The sequence below is a fragment of the Wylensekiella montiformis genome (genome assembly GCF_009697385.1).
In the GTDB taxonomy this organism is placed as follows: Bacteria; Bacillota; Negativicutes; order Selenomonadales; family Selenomonadaceae; genus Selenomonas_A; species Selenomonas_A montiformis.
Map to the genome: position 1 here is coordinate 147,883 of NZ_VUNL01000007.1, position 15,366 is coordinate 163,248.

At 54.8% G+C, this 15,366-nt stretch carries 14 protein-coding genes and 1 pseudogene; 12 read left to right on the top strand and 3 right to left on the bottom strand.

Annotated elements, in window-relative coordinates:
- Positions 1-78 precede the first annotated feature (78 nt).
- From FYJ78_RS07720 to csaB, 12 genes are all read left to right on the top strand, one after another.
- The gene (locus tag FYJ78_RS07720; protein ID WP_154620831.1) at positions 79-1,797 is read left to right on the top strand and encodes an O-linked N-acetylglucosamine transferase, SPINDLY family protein; all 1,719 of its coding nucleotides are present in this window, start codon (positions 79-81) and stop codon (positions 1,795-1,797) included.
- Positions 1,798-1,931: 134 nt separating this feature from the next.
- Positions 1,932-2,222, top strand: a complete 291-nt coding sequence (locus tag FYJ78_RS07725; protein WP_154620832.1) for a zinc-ribbon domain containing protein — start codon at positions 1,932-1,934, stop codon at positions 2,220-2,222.
- Between the two features lie 156 nt (positions 2,223-2,378).
- Positions 2,379-3,164 (top strand): basic amino acid ABC transporter substrate-binding protein, encoded by a 786-nt coding sequence (locus tag FYJ78_RS07730; RefSeq protein WP_154620833.1) that lies wholly within the window; start codon positions 2,379-2,381, stop codon positions 3,162-3,164.
- A 174-nt stretch (positions 3,165-3,338) separates the two neighbouring features.
- Entirely contained in the window at positions 3,339-4,004 is a 666-nt protein-coding gene (locus FYJ78_RS07735; protein ID WP_154620834.1) for an amino acid ABC transporter permease, read from the top strand.
- Positions 3,991-4,710 carry an amino acid ABC transporter ATP-binding protein gene (locus FYJ78_RS07740; protein WP_154620835.1) on the top strand — a complete coding sequence of 240 codons (720 nt, stop codon included), beginning with the start codon at positions 3,991-3,993 and terminating at the stop codon, positions 4,708-4,710. Before FYJ78_RS07735 ends, FYJ78_RS07740 begins: the two co-directional genes overlap by 14 nt.
- Positions 4,711-4,843: 133 nt before the next feature.
- Positions 4,844-5,044, top strand: coding sequence for a cold shock domain-containing protein (locus FYJ78_RS07745; RefSeq protein WP_154620836.1), 201 nt, complete (start codon positions 4,844-4,846; stop codon positions 5,042-5,044).
- Between the two features lie 202 nt (positions 5,045-5,246).
- Positions 5,247-5,789 carry a ribosome hibernation-promoting factor, HPF/YfiA family gene (hpf, locus tag FYJ78_RS07750; protein WP_154620837.1) on the top strand — a complete coding sequence of 181 codons (543 nt, stop codon included), beginning with the start codon at positions 5,247-5,249 and terminating at the stop codon, positions 5,787-5,789.
- Between the two features lie 226 nt (positions 5,790-6,015).
- Positions 6,016-8,634, top strand: coding sequence for a preprotein translocase subunit SecA (secA, locus tag FYJ78_RS07755; protein ID WP_154620838.1), 2,619 nt, complete (start codon positions 6,016-6,018; stop codon positions 8,632-8,634).
- A 107-nt stretch (positions 8,635-8,741) separates the two neighbouring features.
- Complete coding sequence (gene prfB, locus FYJ78_RS07760) at positions 8,742-9,848, top strand: peptide chain release factor 2 (RefSeq protein WP_154620839.1); 1,107 nt, start codon at positions 8,742-8,744, stop codon at positions 9,846-9,848.
- 54 nt (positions 9,849-9,902) lie between these two features.
- The gene (locus FYJ78_RS07765) at positions 9,903-10,598 is read left to right on the top strand and encodes a hypothetical protein (protein WP_195847924.1); all 696 of its coding nucleotides are present in this window, start codon (positions 9,903-9,905) and stop codon (positions 10,596-10,598) included.
- Between the two features lie 17 nt (positions 10,599-10,615).
- A complete protein-coding gene (locus FYJ78_RS07770; RefSeq protein ID WP_154620841.1) occupies positions 10,616-12,673 on the top strand; it encodes a DUF5693 family protein in 2,058 nt (685 codons plus the stop codon).
- Complete coding sequence (gene csaB, locus FYJ78_RS07775; RefSeq protein WP_154620842.1) at positions 12,673-13,764, top strand: polysaccharide pyruvyl transferase CsaB; 1,092 nt, start codon at positions 12,673-12,675, stop codon at positions 13,762-13,764. The genes FYJ78_RS07770 and csaB overlap by 1 nt, the downstream gene beginning before the upstream one ends.
- 121 nt (positions 13,765-13,885) lie before the next feature.
- Here csaB and FYJ78_RS07780 read toward each other — a convergent pair whose 3' ends face one another.
- From FYJ78_RS07780 to FYJ78_RS12755, 3 genes and pseudogenes are all read right to left on the bottom strand, one after another.
- Positions 13,886-14,272 (bottom strand): hypothetical protein, encoded by a 387-nt coding sequence (locus FYJ78_RS07780; RefSeq protein ID WP_195847925.1) that lies wholly within the window; start codon positions 14,270-14,272, stop codon positions 13,886-13,888.
- On the bottom strand, positions 14,224-15,231 hold the full coding sequence (locus FYJ78_RS13160) for a recombinase family protein (RefSeq protein ID WP_154620844.1): 1,008 nt from the start codon (positions 15,229-15,231) through the stop codon (positions 14,224-14,226). Before FYJ78_RS13160 ends, FYJ78_RS07780 begins: the two co-directional genes overlap by 49 nt.
- Positions 15,198-15,366: pseudogene (locus tag FYJ78_RS12755) on the bottom strand (IS481 family transposase); the annotation flags it as partial. The pseudogene FYJ78_RS12755 and the gene FYJ78_RS13160, both read right to left, overlap by 34 nt.

Below are 15,366 nucleotides of genomic sequence, written 5' to 3' on the forward strand. Positions count from 1 at the left end.
CTGGCAGGAGTTTCAGGTTTTTTGTAGAAAAAGAATTAAAGTATATGAAATTACGAGATGAAGCAGGAGTCCTTGTTCATGAACCACGATGTACTGAATTGGCTGAATTTGGCGGATAAGTTTGCCGCGGACGGCGATCCGAAGGGGATGCGCGCCTGCGCGCAGGAACTATGGAATATGAACGCGGAGAGCATGGACGGAGCGGCGGTCATGGCCGAAGCGGCGTTGTATTCCGGCGATCATGAGGAGGCCGAAAGCCTGGTTGGGGAGATCCTGCGGAAGAAGCCGAATCATTTGCGCGGGCGGCTGGTCAAGGCTGGCCTGGCGGCCGTGTCTTTCCGCCTTGACGAAGAACTGCCGTTGCTGGAGGAAATCATTGCCGAGGCGGACCGGAAGAGACAGGCGCTGGATCCCGGCGACGCGTATTACCATACGCTGACGCGCCTGCTGAGAAAAGCGCGGGGCTGGATGGCAGATGCCTGTTATCTGGCGGCCCGGCCGGAGGATGCCGCACATCAGCTGAAGGAGCTGAGCGCTCTGTGTGATGAGCCGCAGGAGGCAGCTGGAGCGTACAGCAAGTTTCTGTTCATGCGCAATTACCGGGAGCAGTCGATTCGGGAAAGCCGGCGGGAGGCGGAACGGTATGAAGCGCTGCTCGGAGAGACGCCCTATTCTCATGACCAGCGGCCGCGCCTGCCGGAAAAGAAGCTGCGCATCGGATATTTGTCCCCGGATTTTCGGCAGCATGCGGTGGCGTATTTTCTGGCTCCGCTGCTCAGACAGTTTGACGGCAGCCGTTTTATGGTGTTCTGCTATTCGACGGGAAAGCCGGATGCGGTGACGAAGCGTCTCCGTTCCGGGATGGTCACATGGCGGGATCTGCGTGGGCGCAGTCCGCGGACGGCGGCGCGCCTGATCGCCGAGGATAAGATCGATATTCTGGTGGATTTGTCGGGGCATACGCAGGAAAGCGGTCTTCCTGTTCTGGCTTATAAGCCCGCGCCGGTTCAGCTCTGCGGAATCGGTTATATGAATACGACAGGGCTGAAAGCAGTGGATTATTTCCTTTCGGATTCCGTTTGCCTGCCCGTTGGCGATCCCGCAGAATCCGGCTTTACGGAACGCATTCTGCGCCTCCCACATACGCATTTCTGCTATGCGCCGACGGCGGTGCGGGAGATGCCGCCGGCCGGCGCGGAAGCGCCGTGTCTGAGAAACGGTTATACGACGTTCGGCAGTTTTAATCATTTTGCCAAGGTGACCGATGAGACACTGCTTTTGTGGCGGGGCATATTGGATCAGGTTCCGGATTCGCGGCTGGTCATTAAGGGAAAGGTTTGCAGCATTCCCTCCGGACAGGAGATTGTTCGGAAGCGTTTGTCCCGCCTGAGCTTTGATCTGTCCCGGGTCGAATTCAGGCCGTACAGTCCGGATTATCTGGAGCAGTACCGGGACATCGATATCGCGCTGGATACCATGCCGTATAACGGCGGTCTGACGACCTGCGAGGCGCTATATATGGGGGTGCCGGTTATCAGCCTGAGAGGGCGCAGCCATGGAGCGCGGTTCGGCGCATCGATCCTGACGAATGCCGGAGTAAGGGAACTTGTGGCGGAAAATGATATCAATTATGTGCGACGGGCCGTGCAGCTTGGCAATGCGCCTGAGCTGATCGGCGCGTATCATTCCGGGCTGCGCGCGAATCTGCTGCGCTCCCCGCTGATGGATGCCGAAGGATATATGCGGGAGCTGGAAGCTGGATATCGCCGCATATGGCAAAATTTTTGCACAATATAAAAAACACTTGCTTTTTTGACGAAAATCAACTATAATAGCGTCATGGACGTTCTTTTTTCTTAGCGTTTTTTAATACATAGAGAACTTGGGACATCTTAGAGTTATTTTTTTGTTTCTAGTAAGGGGATTATTTTATGGCTTTCGAAGACAAGACACTCGTATGCAAAGAATGTGGTAAAGAATTTACGTTCACCGCTGGTGAGCAGGAATTCTACGCTGAGAAAGGTTTCGAGAACGAGCCGGCGCGCTGCCGTGACTGCCGTGATAAGCGCCGTCGCAGCCGCGAGGGTGGAGAGCAGCGTCAGATGTATACGGTAACGTGTGCAGAATGCGGCAAGGAGACGGAAGTTCCGTTTGAGCCGAAGGACGATCGTCCGGTTTACTGCCGTGACTGCTTCAATAAGAGAAGAGCGCAGAGGGATTAATCTCTTGCAGTTTTTAGGATACGTGCTATAATATGCTTGTTATTGTACGTGAGCAATGGAGCTTGGGTTACATAACCCAGGCTCTATTTCTTTGCAGACTGCCTGCAGAACGGGGCGGCCTGCAGGCAGAGAAGGAAAGGTAAAGGTGGGAATTTCATGAAAATGAAAAAGGCATTGGCATTGATGGCGGCCTGCGTGTTTGCTGTATTCGCGTTGGCAGGCTGCGGCGGAAGCAGCAGCACTTCGTCAGGCAGCGGATCGGGCGCAAAGGTTCTGAAGGTGGGTTCTTCCATCGACTTTGCTCCGTTTGAGTTTCAGGATGAGGGACAGAAGGAGTATCAGGGCTTTGATATGGACCTGATCCGTGCGATCGGCAAGGAGATGGGCTATGAAGTCGAGATTCAGAATCTCGGTTTTGACGGTCTGATCCCGGCTTTGCAGGGCAAGAATATCGATGTTATCATTTCCGGCATGACGATCAATGATGAGCGCAAGCAGAATGTGCTCTTTTCCGATCCGTACTATCAGTCCGGCCTGACGATGGTCGTCCGCAGCGACGAGCAGCGGATCCAGAAGTTCCAGGATCTCAAGGGCAAGAAGGTTGCGGTTCAGATCGGCACGACGAGCGCGGAAGAGGTTAAGAAGATCGAGGGCGTTGAGATCAAGGAGCTCAATACTCCGGCTGACTGCTTTATGGAGCTCAAGGCCGGCGGTGTCGATGCGGTCGTCAATGACCGTCCGGTCAACGATTATTACATCACGAAAAACGGCGCTCAGGGCGTCAAGGCGCTGGATGAGCGTCTGACTGCTGAGGATTACGGCATCGCGATCGGCAAGGATAACAAGGAACTGCAGCAGAAGATCAACGATGCGCTGCAGAAGCTTAAGGAAAACGGCGAATACGACAAGATTTTCGCAAAATGGTTCGGCGAGAAAAAATAATCGTATAACCTGCATAAAAAAACACCGGTTCGCCGGTGTTTTTTTATTGTGTGGCCCGCCATTGGACAATTCGGTTTGACAGTCCATGGGCATTGAAATATAATAGGCAGTGGCTGGAATGAGCGTGAATAATTATAAATGCTATCGCATTGTGTAGGGGTAAGGTGAAAAGGAATGAGTTTTAATTTCGATCTGGTGGTGTCCTCTGTTCCGCTGCTTCTGATGGGAGCGGGGATCACGATCAAGATTACGGTGCTGTCGGTGGCTCTGGGTATTTTGATCGGTTTGTTCATGGGGATTGCACGGATCTGCCGCATCCGCCTGTTCCGCATGATTGCGGCGGTGTACGTTGATTTTTTCCGCGGCACGCCGCTTTTGGTTCAGATCTTTCTGGTGTATTTTGCGCTGCCGCTTTTGACCGGTCAGCGCAGCGATCCGTATGTGGCGGCAATCAGTGCCTGCGGATTGAATTCCGGCGCTTATGTGGCGGAGATTTTCCGATCCGGCATCCAGTCGATTGATAAGGGGCAGATGGAAGCCGGACGTTCACTGGGGATGACCTGGGTACAGACCATGCGTTACATTGTGGTGCCGCAGGCGTTCAAGCGGGTGATTCCGCAGCTCGGCAATGAATTCATCGCCCTGCTGAAAGACTCTTCGCTGGTTTCGGTCATCGGCTTTGAGGAGCTGACGCGCCGCGGACAGCTGATCATTGCCAAGACGTATGCGTCGGTGGAGATCTGGACTTGTGTGGCCATTATCTATCTGGTCATGACACTGACGATATCCCGCTTTGTCGCCTATCTGGAGTGGAGGTGCAAGACTGATGATCGACATTGAAAACCTGCATAAATCGTATGGGGAGGTTCAGGTTCTGAAGGGGATCGATCTTTCCATCAAAGAAAAGGAAGTTGTGGTCATTATCGGACCGTCCGGCTCCGGCAAGAGTACGCTGCTTCGCTGCATGAATTATCTTGAGGAACCGACGCAGGGGACGGTGAGCGTGGATGGGATCCTGCTCGATGGCGAGGCAAACATCAATAAGGTGCGCGAAGAGGTCGGCATGGTGTTCCAGCGCTTTAATCTTTTCCCTCATATGACGGTGCTGCAGAATATCATGCTGGCGCCGGTAAAGGTGCGTCATGAGCCGAAAGAAGAGGCGGAAAAAGCGGCGCGCCAGCTGCTGGAACGGGTCGGCCTGGCCGATAAGGCGGAGAATTATCCGACGCAGCTGTCCGGCGGGCAGCAGCAGCGGGTGGCCATTGCGCGCGCACTGGCTATGAAGCCGAAGGTGATGCTCTTTGATGAGCCGACGTCGGCATTGGACCCGGAAATGGTCGGTGAGGTTCTGGACGTCATGCGCAAGCTGGCCGAGGAAGGCATGACCATGGTTATTGTCACGCATGAGATGGGCTTTGCCCGCGAGGTCGGGGACCGGCTCTTGTTTGTGGATGACGGACGCATTATCGAACAGGGACAGCCGAAAGAGGTCTTTGAGCATCCTCGTGAGGAAAGGACCAAGCTGTTTTTGTCCAAAGTGTTATAATGTGTACATGTGATCGCGCCGTTTGTTCGCTGCTTGCCGATCTGTGATTGACAGCCGGCGGTTCGGCCCGTATAATGGAATAAGTTCCGCGGTGTTCCGCGGCCAAGGATATCGTAACTGGGGAGGCATCTCAATGGTTGGCAAAGTAAAATGGTTTAGTGCAGAAAAAGGATATGGTTTTATCGAGCGCGAAGACGGCGATGATGTGTTTGTTCATTTTTCTGCCATTCAGGATGAAGGATTCAAGACGCTGAACGAAGGTCAGGCGGTTGAGTTTGATATCGTGGAAGGCGCTCGCGGCCCGCAGGCTTCGAACGTTGTGAAGACGGCCTGATCGAAGGATCAGCCTGACGCTCCGGTTCCTTGGAACCGGGGCGTTTTTGTTTTTCATTGAACTTTCAGATTTTTCTTTGCGGAAAAAGAAGGGTTTTGGTTTTGGGCGACGAATACTAGAAGTATAAACCTGCTGGAAGGCGGGAACGCACGATAAGAGCTCCGCAACACGGAGTCCATTATAAAGAAAGGGGATGTGTCTTATGGCAACATTCACTGTAAGAGGCAAGAACATCGAGATCACTCCTTCCCTGCGCGAGTACGTGGAAAAACGTGTAGGAAAAGTCACCAAGTACTTCGATCATGTCGGTGACATCACGGTTTTGCTCACGGTTTCGAAGGGACGTCACATCGTCGAGGTGACGGTTCCGGTACAGGGCGGCGTCCTGCTTCGGGGCGAGGAAGCGACCATGGATATGTATACGTCCATCGATCTGGTCGTGGAGAAGCTGGAGCGTCAGATACATAAACAGAAAACGAAGCTGGCCCGCAGGTTCCGCAGCGGCGGCTTTAAGGCGGAGGCCTTTGCTTCCGCGCCGGAAAAACAGGCGGAGGACGATGAGGAATACAAGATCGTCAAGACGAAGCGCTTTGTGGTCAAGCCGATGGATGTGCAGGAAGCCATCATGCAGATGAACCTGCTCAATCATAATTTCTTCGTGTTCCGCGATGCGGAGACGGAGGAGGTCAATGTGGTTTACCGCCGGACTGATGGCAACTACGGACTGATCGAACCGGGCAACTGACCGGGAAGAACGGCCGCGGTATTTCGTTTACAGCATAAGACAGAGACAAGAGAAGCTGCGCATAAGCCTTTGTGGATGATGCGCAGCTTTTTTGCGTGGCGGCTTTTTTTGAAAAGCGGGGGAGAGGGTGGAAGCGCCAGCCGTGCCGGCCGCGAAGAATTGACTTATAAGTGGCAGTCTGATACTATTGTAAGGTAGGACTGCTATATAGAGGGAGTGATTTTGTTTGCTGGGATTTCTTAAACGATTCTTGGGTGACAATAACGATAAAGAGATAGCCCGTTATCGCGAGATGGTCGAGAAGATCAATGCGCTGGAGCCGGAGATGCAGAATCTGACGGATTCGAAATTAACCGGCTATACCAATGCGTTTAAGGAGCGTCTTGCCGCAGGGGAGACGCTCGATGATCTGCTGCCGGAGGCGTTTGCGGTCGTGCGCGAGGGCTCGCGCCGCGTGCTTGGCATGCGCCATTTCGATGTGCAGTTGATCGGCGGTATGTGCCTGCATGAGGGACGGATTGCGGAGATGCGCACCGGTGAAGGAAAGACATTGGTCGCGACATTGCCGGTATATCTCAATGCGCTGACCGGCAAGGGCGTTCATATGATCACGGTCAACGATTATCTGGCCCGCCGCGACAGTGAAGAAATGGGCAAACTCTATCATTTCCTCGGCCTTTCGGTCGGACTGGTCGTTCATGATATGGACTTCCCAGAGCGCAAATACGCGTATGGCTGCGATGTTACGTTCGGAACGAACAATGAGTTCGGTTTTGATTATCTGCGCGATAACATGGTCATTTATCCCGACCAGATGGTGCAGCGCGAGCTCAACTATGCCATCGTCGACGAGGTAGATTCCATTCTCATCGATGAGGCGCGTACGCCGCTGATCATTTCCGGCCCTGGCGCGAAGTCGACGGATATGTACGCCGTGATGGCCCGGGCCGTAGCCGGCCTCAAAGAGGGCGTGGATTATACAGTCGATGAGAAGCAGAAGACGGTGGCGGCAGCAGACAGCACTGTGCCGAAAATCGAGAAGATTTTGGGCATCAATAACCTCTATGCACCGGAGAATATCGAGCTTTCGCACTGCTTTACGGCCGCCCTGCGCGCCAAGGCGCTCATGAAGCGGGACCGCGATTATGTGGTCAAGGGCGACGAAGTGGTCATCGTAGATGAGTTCACGGGACGCCTGATGGAGGGACGCCGCTATTCGGACGGCCTGCATCAGGCCATTGAGGCCAAGGAAGGCGTGAAGATTCAGCGCGAGTCGCAGACTTTGGCAACGATCACTTTCCAGAATTACTTCCGCATGTATCATAAGCTGGCCGGTATGACCGGTACGGCTAAGACGGAGGAAGATGAGTTCCTGAAGATCTACAATCTGCCGGTCATCGTGGTTCCGACGAATAAACCGGTCATCCGCAAGGATTATCCGGATCTTATTTATAAGACGAAACGGGCCAAGTACAAGGCGGTCGGCAAGTTTGTCAAGGAACTGCATGAGAAGGGGCAGCCGGTGCTGATCGGTACGACGTCCATCACGCAGTCGGAAGAGCTCAGCGCCATTCTGAAGAAAAACGGCATCCCGCACAACGTGCTCAATGCGAAATTTCATGAAAAAGAAGCGGAGATCATCGCGAACGCGGGTCAGAAGGGAGCCGTGACCATCGCGACCAATATGGCTGGACGAGGCACGGATATCAAGCTCGGCGAGGGCGTACCGGAACTCGGCGGATTGTTCATCGTCGGCACGGAGCGCCATGAATCGCGCCGTATCGACAATCAGCTGCGCGGCCGTTCGGGCCGTCAGGGAGATCCAGGCGCATCGCGGTTTTTCCTTTCGCTGGAAGATGATCTGCTGCGCCTGTTTGCAGCGGACCGCATTTCCGGTATGATGGACAAGCTGGGCATGGAAGAGGATGAGCCGATCGAGCATAAGCTGATTACAAACTCCATCGAGCATGCGCAGAAGAAGGTAGAGGCGCGCAACTTCGATATCCGCAAGCATGTCCTGGAATATGATGACGTCATGAATCAGCAGCGCGAGGTCATGTACGGCGAACGCCGCAAGATTCTGCTGGGCGAAAATCTGCGTGAGAACATCATCGGCATGGTCAATCATATCATTAAAGATGAGATGAACCAGTTCGCCAACGAGCAGCTTTATCCGGAGGAATGGCAGCTGGACGGGCTGATCGAGGACGCAGAAAAGATTTATGCGCCGGCCGGCCGGCTGAAAAAAGAAGAGCTGGTGGAACTGAGCCGGGATGAACTCAAAGAGACTCTGGAAAAAGTCGCGGAGGACGGTTACCGTCAGCGGGAGCTGCTCTTCGGCGAAGAAAATATGCGTGAGCTTGAGAAGGTCGTCATGCTTCGCGTCGTGGATAATAAATGGATGGAGCATCTCGATCACATGGATATGCTGCGCGAGGGCATCAATCTGCGCGCATATGGTCAGCGCAATCCGCTGGTCGAATACAAGATCGAGGCGCTCGATATGTTCGAGGAGATGGAAGCGGCCATTCAGGACCAGATCGCTTCGCTGATGTATCACGTCAGCATCATCACGCCGGAGCAGCAGACGGTCAGCCCGGATGGCGCGGAATCTGCCGCGGCTTCGGGGCGTCAGAAGCAGCAGCTGGAGCAGGCGATCGAGCAGCAGCGTTCGCAGCTTTCGGATCATCTTCAGAATGCTCAGGCCTCGCATGGCGACGAGGTCAGTGCGGCTGAGGCGAAGAAGAAGCCGGTCACGAAGGACGGCGCGAAGGTCGGCCGCAACGATCCCTGTCCGTGCGGCAGCGGCAAGAAGTACAAAAACTGCTGCGGCAAGGATCAGTAACCGGCTGCACATGGGGCTGGGACAGCAGTCGTTCCGCTTTGCGGGAAGTGGCCGCTGCCTCGCCGGATCAGCAGCAGGGATTATGTCAGTGAAGTAGAGGGGAAAACATGCTGGAAGATTTGAAACCGCAGCTTGGCGAGCTCCGGAAGAAGCTGGATCAGATGGGCGTATCGCTTGAGGTTCCGGCCAAGGAGGCGAAAATTGCCGAGCTGGAGTACAAGATGGGCGAGCCGACATTCTGGGATGATGCGGAAAAAGCCCAGAAGATCAATCAGGAGCTCAATGATGTCAAGATCAGTGTGGATAAGTATAAGAATCTCGTGAGTAAATTCGAGGATGCGCAGACGCTCTGGGAGATGGCTGTGGAGGACGGCGATGAGTCGCTGGAGGAAGAGATTCGGGAGGCGGCCGACAAGGTCGCAGAGGGACTCGAGAACCTTCAGCTGGAAGTGCTGCTTTCGGGGCCGTATGACGCCAACAACGCTATTTTGACGCTGCATGCCGGCGCAGGCGGAACCGAGGCGCAGGATTGGACGCAGATGCTTCTGCGCATGTACGGCCGTTGGGCGGAGCGCCATGGGTTTACGGTCGAAACGGCCGATCTGCTGCCGGGGGATGAAGCCGGCGTGAAATCGGCGACGCTCTTTATCAAGGGGCATAACGCGTATGGTTTTCTGAAATCGGAGAAAGGCGTCCACCGTTTGGTCCGCATTTCGCCGTTTGATGCGAATGCGCGCCGCCATACGTCATTTTCGGCCTGCGACATCATGCCGGAGATCGATGATGCCGTAGAAGTGGATATCAACATGGCGGATGTCCGCGTGGATACCTACCGGGCTTCCGGCGCCGGCGGACAGCATATCAACAAAACATCGTCGGCGGTCCGCATGACGCATGAACCGACCGGCATTGTAGTACAGTGCCAGAACGAGCGCTCACAGCTGCAGAACCGCGAGCAGTGTCTGAAGATGCTGCGGGCCAAGCTGTTCGAGCTGGAACAAGAAAAGAAGGAAGCTGAGCTGGCGAAGCTTGAGGGCGATCAGCAGAACATCGAGTGGGGCAGTCAGATTCGTTCGTATGTGTTTCAGCCGTATACGATGGTCAAGGATCATCGTACCAATCAGGAAACAGGAAATGTACAGGCAGTCATGGACGGCGATATCGATCCGTTTATCCGGGCTTATCTGAGCGCAAAGGCCAATCATGAACTGTAAGGAGGAAGGAGTCAGGTCATCCTGGCTCCTTGTTCCGTTGCGAGGTACGTGAATTTGCGAAAAAACTTGACTATTGCAGGCTTGTTCTTCATAATATTAGTCGTGTCCGGCGGGCTGGTTTTTCCCTGGCTCGCGCGCTCTGCAGTGCAGACGCGTCTGGGGAGGAACCTGTCGACCCGCGATGTGCAGGTCAATATGGATTCTACGCCCTCCGCGCTGATGATGCTGGGGCGTGTGGATCGTCTGAATGCTGTCATTCATCAGGCGAAGGTGGGACAGATCTGCTTGAAGGAACTGACGATTGACGGGAGGGATATCCGGCTGGATATCCCCGGACTGATCGGCGGCGCGGGGGTTCCCGTGCAGTCGGCGGGATCGCTGACATTGAAGGGATTTGTGGACGAGGAAAGCCTGCGGGATGTGATTGAACGCAAGGTCGATCATGTTGAGCATGTTCAGGTTCATATTACCCGGGAAAAGGTATTGGTCACAGCCGATGCGAAGCTGGCCGGGCGCGTGGCGGATATTGCGATGGAGGGACAGGTGGCCGAGGAGAACGGCGCCTTGTATTTTCTCATGACGCGTCTGGATCTGAAAAATACCCGGCTGGGGACGGCCCGGCTCGGGGATCTGTTCGGCAATATCCAGCTGGCCGCGCCCAATAAGATGCCGCTGGGTTTGAACGTGCACTCTGTTGTGCAGACGGACGGTGCCATTATCATCACGGCTGATCGTGATAACAAGGAATAATAAGGTGGAATTGCAGCATGAAGGTATTCAACTATAACCGGTGGCTGATTCTGTTCATTGTCATCGGACTGGCGGCGGCATTGGCGATCGGTGCTCAGCGTCATCAGGTGGAGACGGCCAATCATCAGGTGGATCTGGCCATTGATTATGAAGGTCTGCTGGAACTGGCCGAGCGGGAGGGGCTTCCGCCCGGGACCGTCATGGAGCAGGCCAAAGAAGCCGGGATTACTTCTCTGGCCGTTTACGAGACGACATTCAAAAAGCTCAATGCCAACGGCAAGGCTTCGGCCGTTTCCGGCAGCCAGATTCTGTCCGGTTATCACAGCGGCAGCCTGACCGATCCGGTTTGGCGCCAGCTGGTGGCGGAAGGCAGGATCGTCGGAACGGAGGTTTATGTTACGGGGCATGATCCGCTGACCTGGCGGGAAGTGAAGGAAGATCTGTTCCGCCGTCTCGGGACGGACCGCGTCCGCCTTTATACGGTCGGCGGCGAGGAAGTGCTGGCCGTCAAGGCGCACTATGAGTCGTTCCTTAAGATGAACCTCGGCATGCCGACCGATGAAATGAAGGCGGTCAACGATGCCGGGTTCTATGTTCTGGCGCGTCCAAGCAATTATGAGGACTGTAGTGCGGATGATGTTCAGGCCGTATTCCGGCGTCTGGACGGATTCCGGATCTCGGAGGTCGTTTTTTCCGGCACGCAGACGCTCGGGGCGCCGAAGTCGCTGCAGACGACGATCGATGCCATGAAGGAACGGAATATGACCCTTGGCCTCATCGAGGCGACGACGCAGCTGCAGTTCTACAAGCAGGACGGCATGAATGAGATTGCCAAGGGGCTCGGCTACGATCACGTGGCCCGTCTGTATTCCGTGCCGAAGGATGAGCAGCCGAAGCTCAAGCTGGACACGATTGTCGAACGGTGGTCGAATACGGATGAGGAGCGGAATATCCGCATCGATCTGATGCGCATTTACGACAAGCCGTCGCCGAATATGAGTCTTCTTGCAACCAATATGAAATATTTCCGGGACACGCACGATAAGCTGGCTGCGCATGGCTATACCTTTGGCCCGGCCGGCACGTTCCAGTCCTTCTATCCGGCCCGCGCCCTGCGCGCTTTGGTCATGGCGGGCGTCGCTGCGGCGGTCGTGCTGTACCTTTCGCTGATTATTCCTCGTCTCAATGCCCGTCCGCGCATGCAGATGATTTTGTTTGCTTTGTTTGCCGCGCTGTCCGTCGTGCCGGTTCTCATGGGAAATGGTGCCAAGATTCGCGTTCTGGCGGCGCTGGCCAGTGCCAATGTATTTCCGGCTCTGGCTGTCATGGCGCAGCTGGATCGCGTCCGCGCTTTTCGCGACCGGGCCTGTGCGTCTCTGCCGCGCCTGATTGTGACGGCGGCGCTGGCGCTGCTGGCGACAGGGGTGCTTTCCTATATCGGTGCGGCTTATCTTTCCGGCTCGCTGGCCGATACGGAATATTTGCTGGAGTTCCAGATTTTCCGCGGGATCAAGCTCACCTTTGTTCTGCCGCTGGTTCTGGTCGGCATCGCGTTCCTTCAGCGGTTCGATGTTTTTGACGGCCGCATGGATGATACGGAGGGCGTGGTCAACCAGCTCCGGAAGATTCTGGATATGCCGGTTCGCGTCAAATCGCTGCTGATCCTGTTTCTGGTGCTGATCGCGGGTGTGGTTTTTGTGGCCCGCAGCGGCCATACATCCGGTATGCCGGTATCGCAGACAGAGCTGCGTTTCCGGGCTTTTCTGGAGCAGGCGTTTTATGCCCGTCCGCGCACGAAGGAGCTGCTGATCGGTCATCCAGCCTTTATGCTGGCGGCCATGGCCTTTTGGCGCAAGTGGCCGACGATGATTTTCTTTGCGTTGGTGCTGGTTGCGACGATCGGTCAGGGCTCGATGGTCGAGACGTTCGCGCATATGCGCACGCCGGTCTATATGTCGTTTATGCGGGGCATTGGCGGGATTGTCATGGGCGCCGGAATCGGTGCGGAGGCAATGGTCCTGATCGAGCTTTGGCAGGTAATCGTTTCAAAAGCAAAGGGGAGTAAAGCGGACTAATGAGCAGGATCGTCGTATCGGGATATTACGGCTCAAAAAATGCCGGCGATGAAGCCATGCTGGCGGCTATGCTGGAGGTTCTCGGAGATCTCGACCCAAAACTTCATATTACTGTGATTTCGGCGGATCCCGAAGACACGCGCCGCCGTCATGGCGTCGATGCGATTTCCTGGCTGGGGCTGCCCGCTATTTTTCGGGAATTGCGCCGGGCTGACCTTCTGATCAGCGGCGGCGGCAGTCTTTTGCAGAATGTCACCAGCCGCCGCAGCCTTTACTACTATATGGGAATCATTGCCATGGCTCGTCTGGCCGGTACGAAGGTCATGCTGTACGCGCAGGGGATCGGTCCGATTCTGGGCGGAGTGGCGGAGCATGCGATGCGCTGGCTGGGCAACCGGGTGGATCTCATCACGGTCCGCGATCAGGGATCGCTGGCTGAACTGGAGCGTCTGGGCATCCGCAGGCCGCCGATCGAATGTACGGCGGATCCTGTATTGGCGATTCATCCCGTTGGCCGGGAGACGGGACGGGCGATATTCCGGGCGTATCATGCGGACGGAGCAAAGCCTGTCGTAGGGATCTCGGTTCGCGAATGGCAGGGCTGGACGCATTACAAAAAGGTGCTGGCTGAGGTATCGGACCGCATCGTGCGCGAGCTCGGGGCGCGTGTGGTCTTTGTGCCGATGCAGTTTCCCGATGATGTGCGGGCGGCGCAGAAGATTGCCGCGCAGACGAAGGAACCCTGCACGATCCTGAAGGATGAATATACGACGAGTGAGTTTCTGTCGCTGGTCGGCAATATGGATCTGATGCTGGGCATCCGCCTTCATGCGCTGATTTTTGCGGGGGTCATGGGCGTGTCGATGATCGGCATTTCCTATGATCCGAAGATCGACCGGTTTTTATCCTCTATCGGAGAACAGCCGGTCGGCAATCTGCGCGATGTGACGGCGGATGAGCTCATGGCGGAGATACGCCGCAAGTGGAATGACAAGCAAACCTTCCGACGTAATAATGCCGATCTCTTAGTCCGGCTGCGCGATCTGGCTGCGCGCAATGCCGAGCTGGCTCTGAATCTGGCACATCGGTAATGACATCCGCATGACACGGGATATTCTATGAGGCATCCGATGCCGGAGCCTGGGAGTACAGGAAAATAAGGGGATAACTTTATACATGAAAAGCCGTCCTTCGGGGCGGCTTTTTGGTGTCTTAGTAGAATTTTACTGTGATGTCTGTGTATGGTTTGCCGCGCCCCGGCCGTTCTCCAAGCTCTATGCTGCGGATGAGGGACTGCCAAAGTTCACGCTTCTTGATTTTCGGGAGTATCTTATAGGTCAGCATGAAATCATCAACATCTGACAAGATTCGATTCATGGCTGCCGGGACCGTAGGCTGCTGCATGGAGAGTCGCGCCAACTCACCTAATTCTTCCTGAAGTCTCACATAGTCCTTCTTGTAGGTGTCTTTATCCAGCAGGCCGTCAACATACAGGTCTTTCAGGCGGGAAAGCTTCGTGTTGATGACGCTTATCTTGTTCTTGTAGTCGACTATCTTGCCCTGTGACACTCTGACGTCCGCCTCATAGGCTTCGAGCATTGGACGCATATGGATTTGAGTATGTATCGTTCAAGGACCGCCTCAGAGACGGCTCCGCCAAACTGACAGCCTTTTTCGGCAACGTGAGGGACTCCAGTATGGTATCTGTTGCCGCACATATAGATAGGATTATGGAATCCACCATCCGCACGGTTACGGTGGCCACGCTTGGCAAGAAGGATATTCCCGCAGGAAGGGCAGATAACCTTACCTGAGAACAAGAACACTCTCCCGGTAAGTGGGGCACGTTTATTCCGTGAAAGGATAGTTTGGACCTGGTCAAAGGTTTCCGGCTGGATGATGGCGGGGCAGTAGTCAGGAATGCCATAGCGCACGCCCTTATAGGTTTCGTTCCGCAGTATCCGCCATACGCGCTTTGCATCAAGGAGAATACCGAACTGCTCATAGACTTTACGAGCGATAGGGTGGGAAGCATAGCCAGCAAGAATCTGCTGGAAGATGAACTCGACTATATGCCGTTCCTTTTCGATGACCACCAGATGCTTATCCTTGATTTCATAGCCAAATGGATGCTTGCCGGTGGTTTCCTCCTTGCGGCGATGCTTTCCTTCGTTGACATACTTGATGCGGTCGCTGGTTTGGTCGCTCTCGTTCTGGGCAATGGAAAGTTTGAGGTTAAGCAACAGCCGCCCATTTGTCGTGGTGGTATTGTAGTCCTCCTGCGTGCATTCCCAGTTTACGCCGTACTGGTCGAGAACGTCCTGCACCTTGTAATAATCCCGCACATTGCGGAACCAGCGGTCCAGGCATTTCAATAGGATAATATCTATTCGGCCAGCGCGCACTGTAGGTTTGTCAATGATGTGAGACCGATAAAAGTTATCAATTATGGGGCATCCCCATAGATGTAATCCATAATATCGCCTTGGATTTTTGGGGCTTTTTTCGGTTGAAATACAAGGGATAATGCTTTTTGTCTCTCTTTCGGGGAATCCCATCCAAGAATCTTTGAGGGAATGTCGTTCGAGCGTGTCAGATAACGGCGCATCTGCAGGTTCAGCTCCTCCAATGAGTAGAAGTGCAGATGATTGTAGAAACGCTCTTGATCATTCCTGTGGCTGCGCTCCACCTTG

What these genes read in the sequence shown, in the direction of transcription:
- FYJ78_RS07720 (WP_154620831.1), top strand. Translation starts at nt 79, where the DNA reads ATGAACCACGATGTACTGAATTGGCTGAATTTGGCGGATAAGTTTGCC.
- FYJ78_RS07725 (WP_154620832.1), top strand. Translation starts at nt 1,932, where the DNA reads ATGGCTTTCGAAGACAAGACACTCGTATGCAAAGAATGTGGTAAAGAA.
- FYJ78_RS07730 (WP_154620833.1), top strand. Translation starts at nt 2,379, where the DNA reads ATGAAAATGAAAAAGGCATTGGCATTGATGGCGGCCTGCGTGTTTGCT.
- FYJ78_RS07735 (WP_154620834.1), top strand. Translation starts at nt 3,339, where the DNA reads ATGAGTTTTAATTTCGATCTGGTGGTGTCCTCTGTTCCGCTGCTTCTG.
- FYJ78_RS07740 (WP_154620835.1), top strand. Translation starts at nt 3,991, where the DNA reads ATGATCGACATTGAAAACCTGCATAAATCGTATGGGGAGGTTCAGGTT.
- FYJ78_RS07745 (WP_154620836.1), top strand. Translation starts at nt 4,844, where the DNA reads ATGGTTGGCAAAGTAAAATGGTTTAGTGCAGAAAAAGGATATGGTTTT.
- hpf (WP_154620837.1), top strand. Translation starts at nt 5,247, where the DNA reads ATGGCAACATTCACTGTAAGAGGCAAGAACATCGAGATCACTCCTTCC.
- prfB (WP_154620839.1), top strand. Translation starts at nt 8,742, where the DNA reads ATGCTGGAAGATTTGAAACCGCAGCTTGGCGAGCTCCGGAAGAAGCTG.
- FYJ78_RS07770 (WP_154620841.1), top strand. Translation starts at nt 10,616, where the DNA reads ATGAAGGTATTCAACTATAACCGGTGGCTGATTCTGTTCATTGTCATC.
- csaB (WP_154620842.1), top strand. Translation starts at nt 12,673, where the DNA reads ATGAGCAGGATCGTCGTATCGGGATATTACGGCTCAAAAAATGCCGGC.
- FYJ78_RS07780 (WP_195847925.1), bottom strand. Translation starts at nt 14,272, where the DNA reads ATGCTCGAAGCCTATGAGGCGGACGTCAGAGTGTCACAGGGCAAGATA.
- FYJ78_RS13160 (WP_154620844.1), bottom strand. Translation starts at nt 15,231, where the DNA reads ATGGGATTCCCCGAAAGAGAGACAAAAAGCATTATCCCTTGTATTTCA.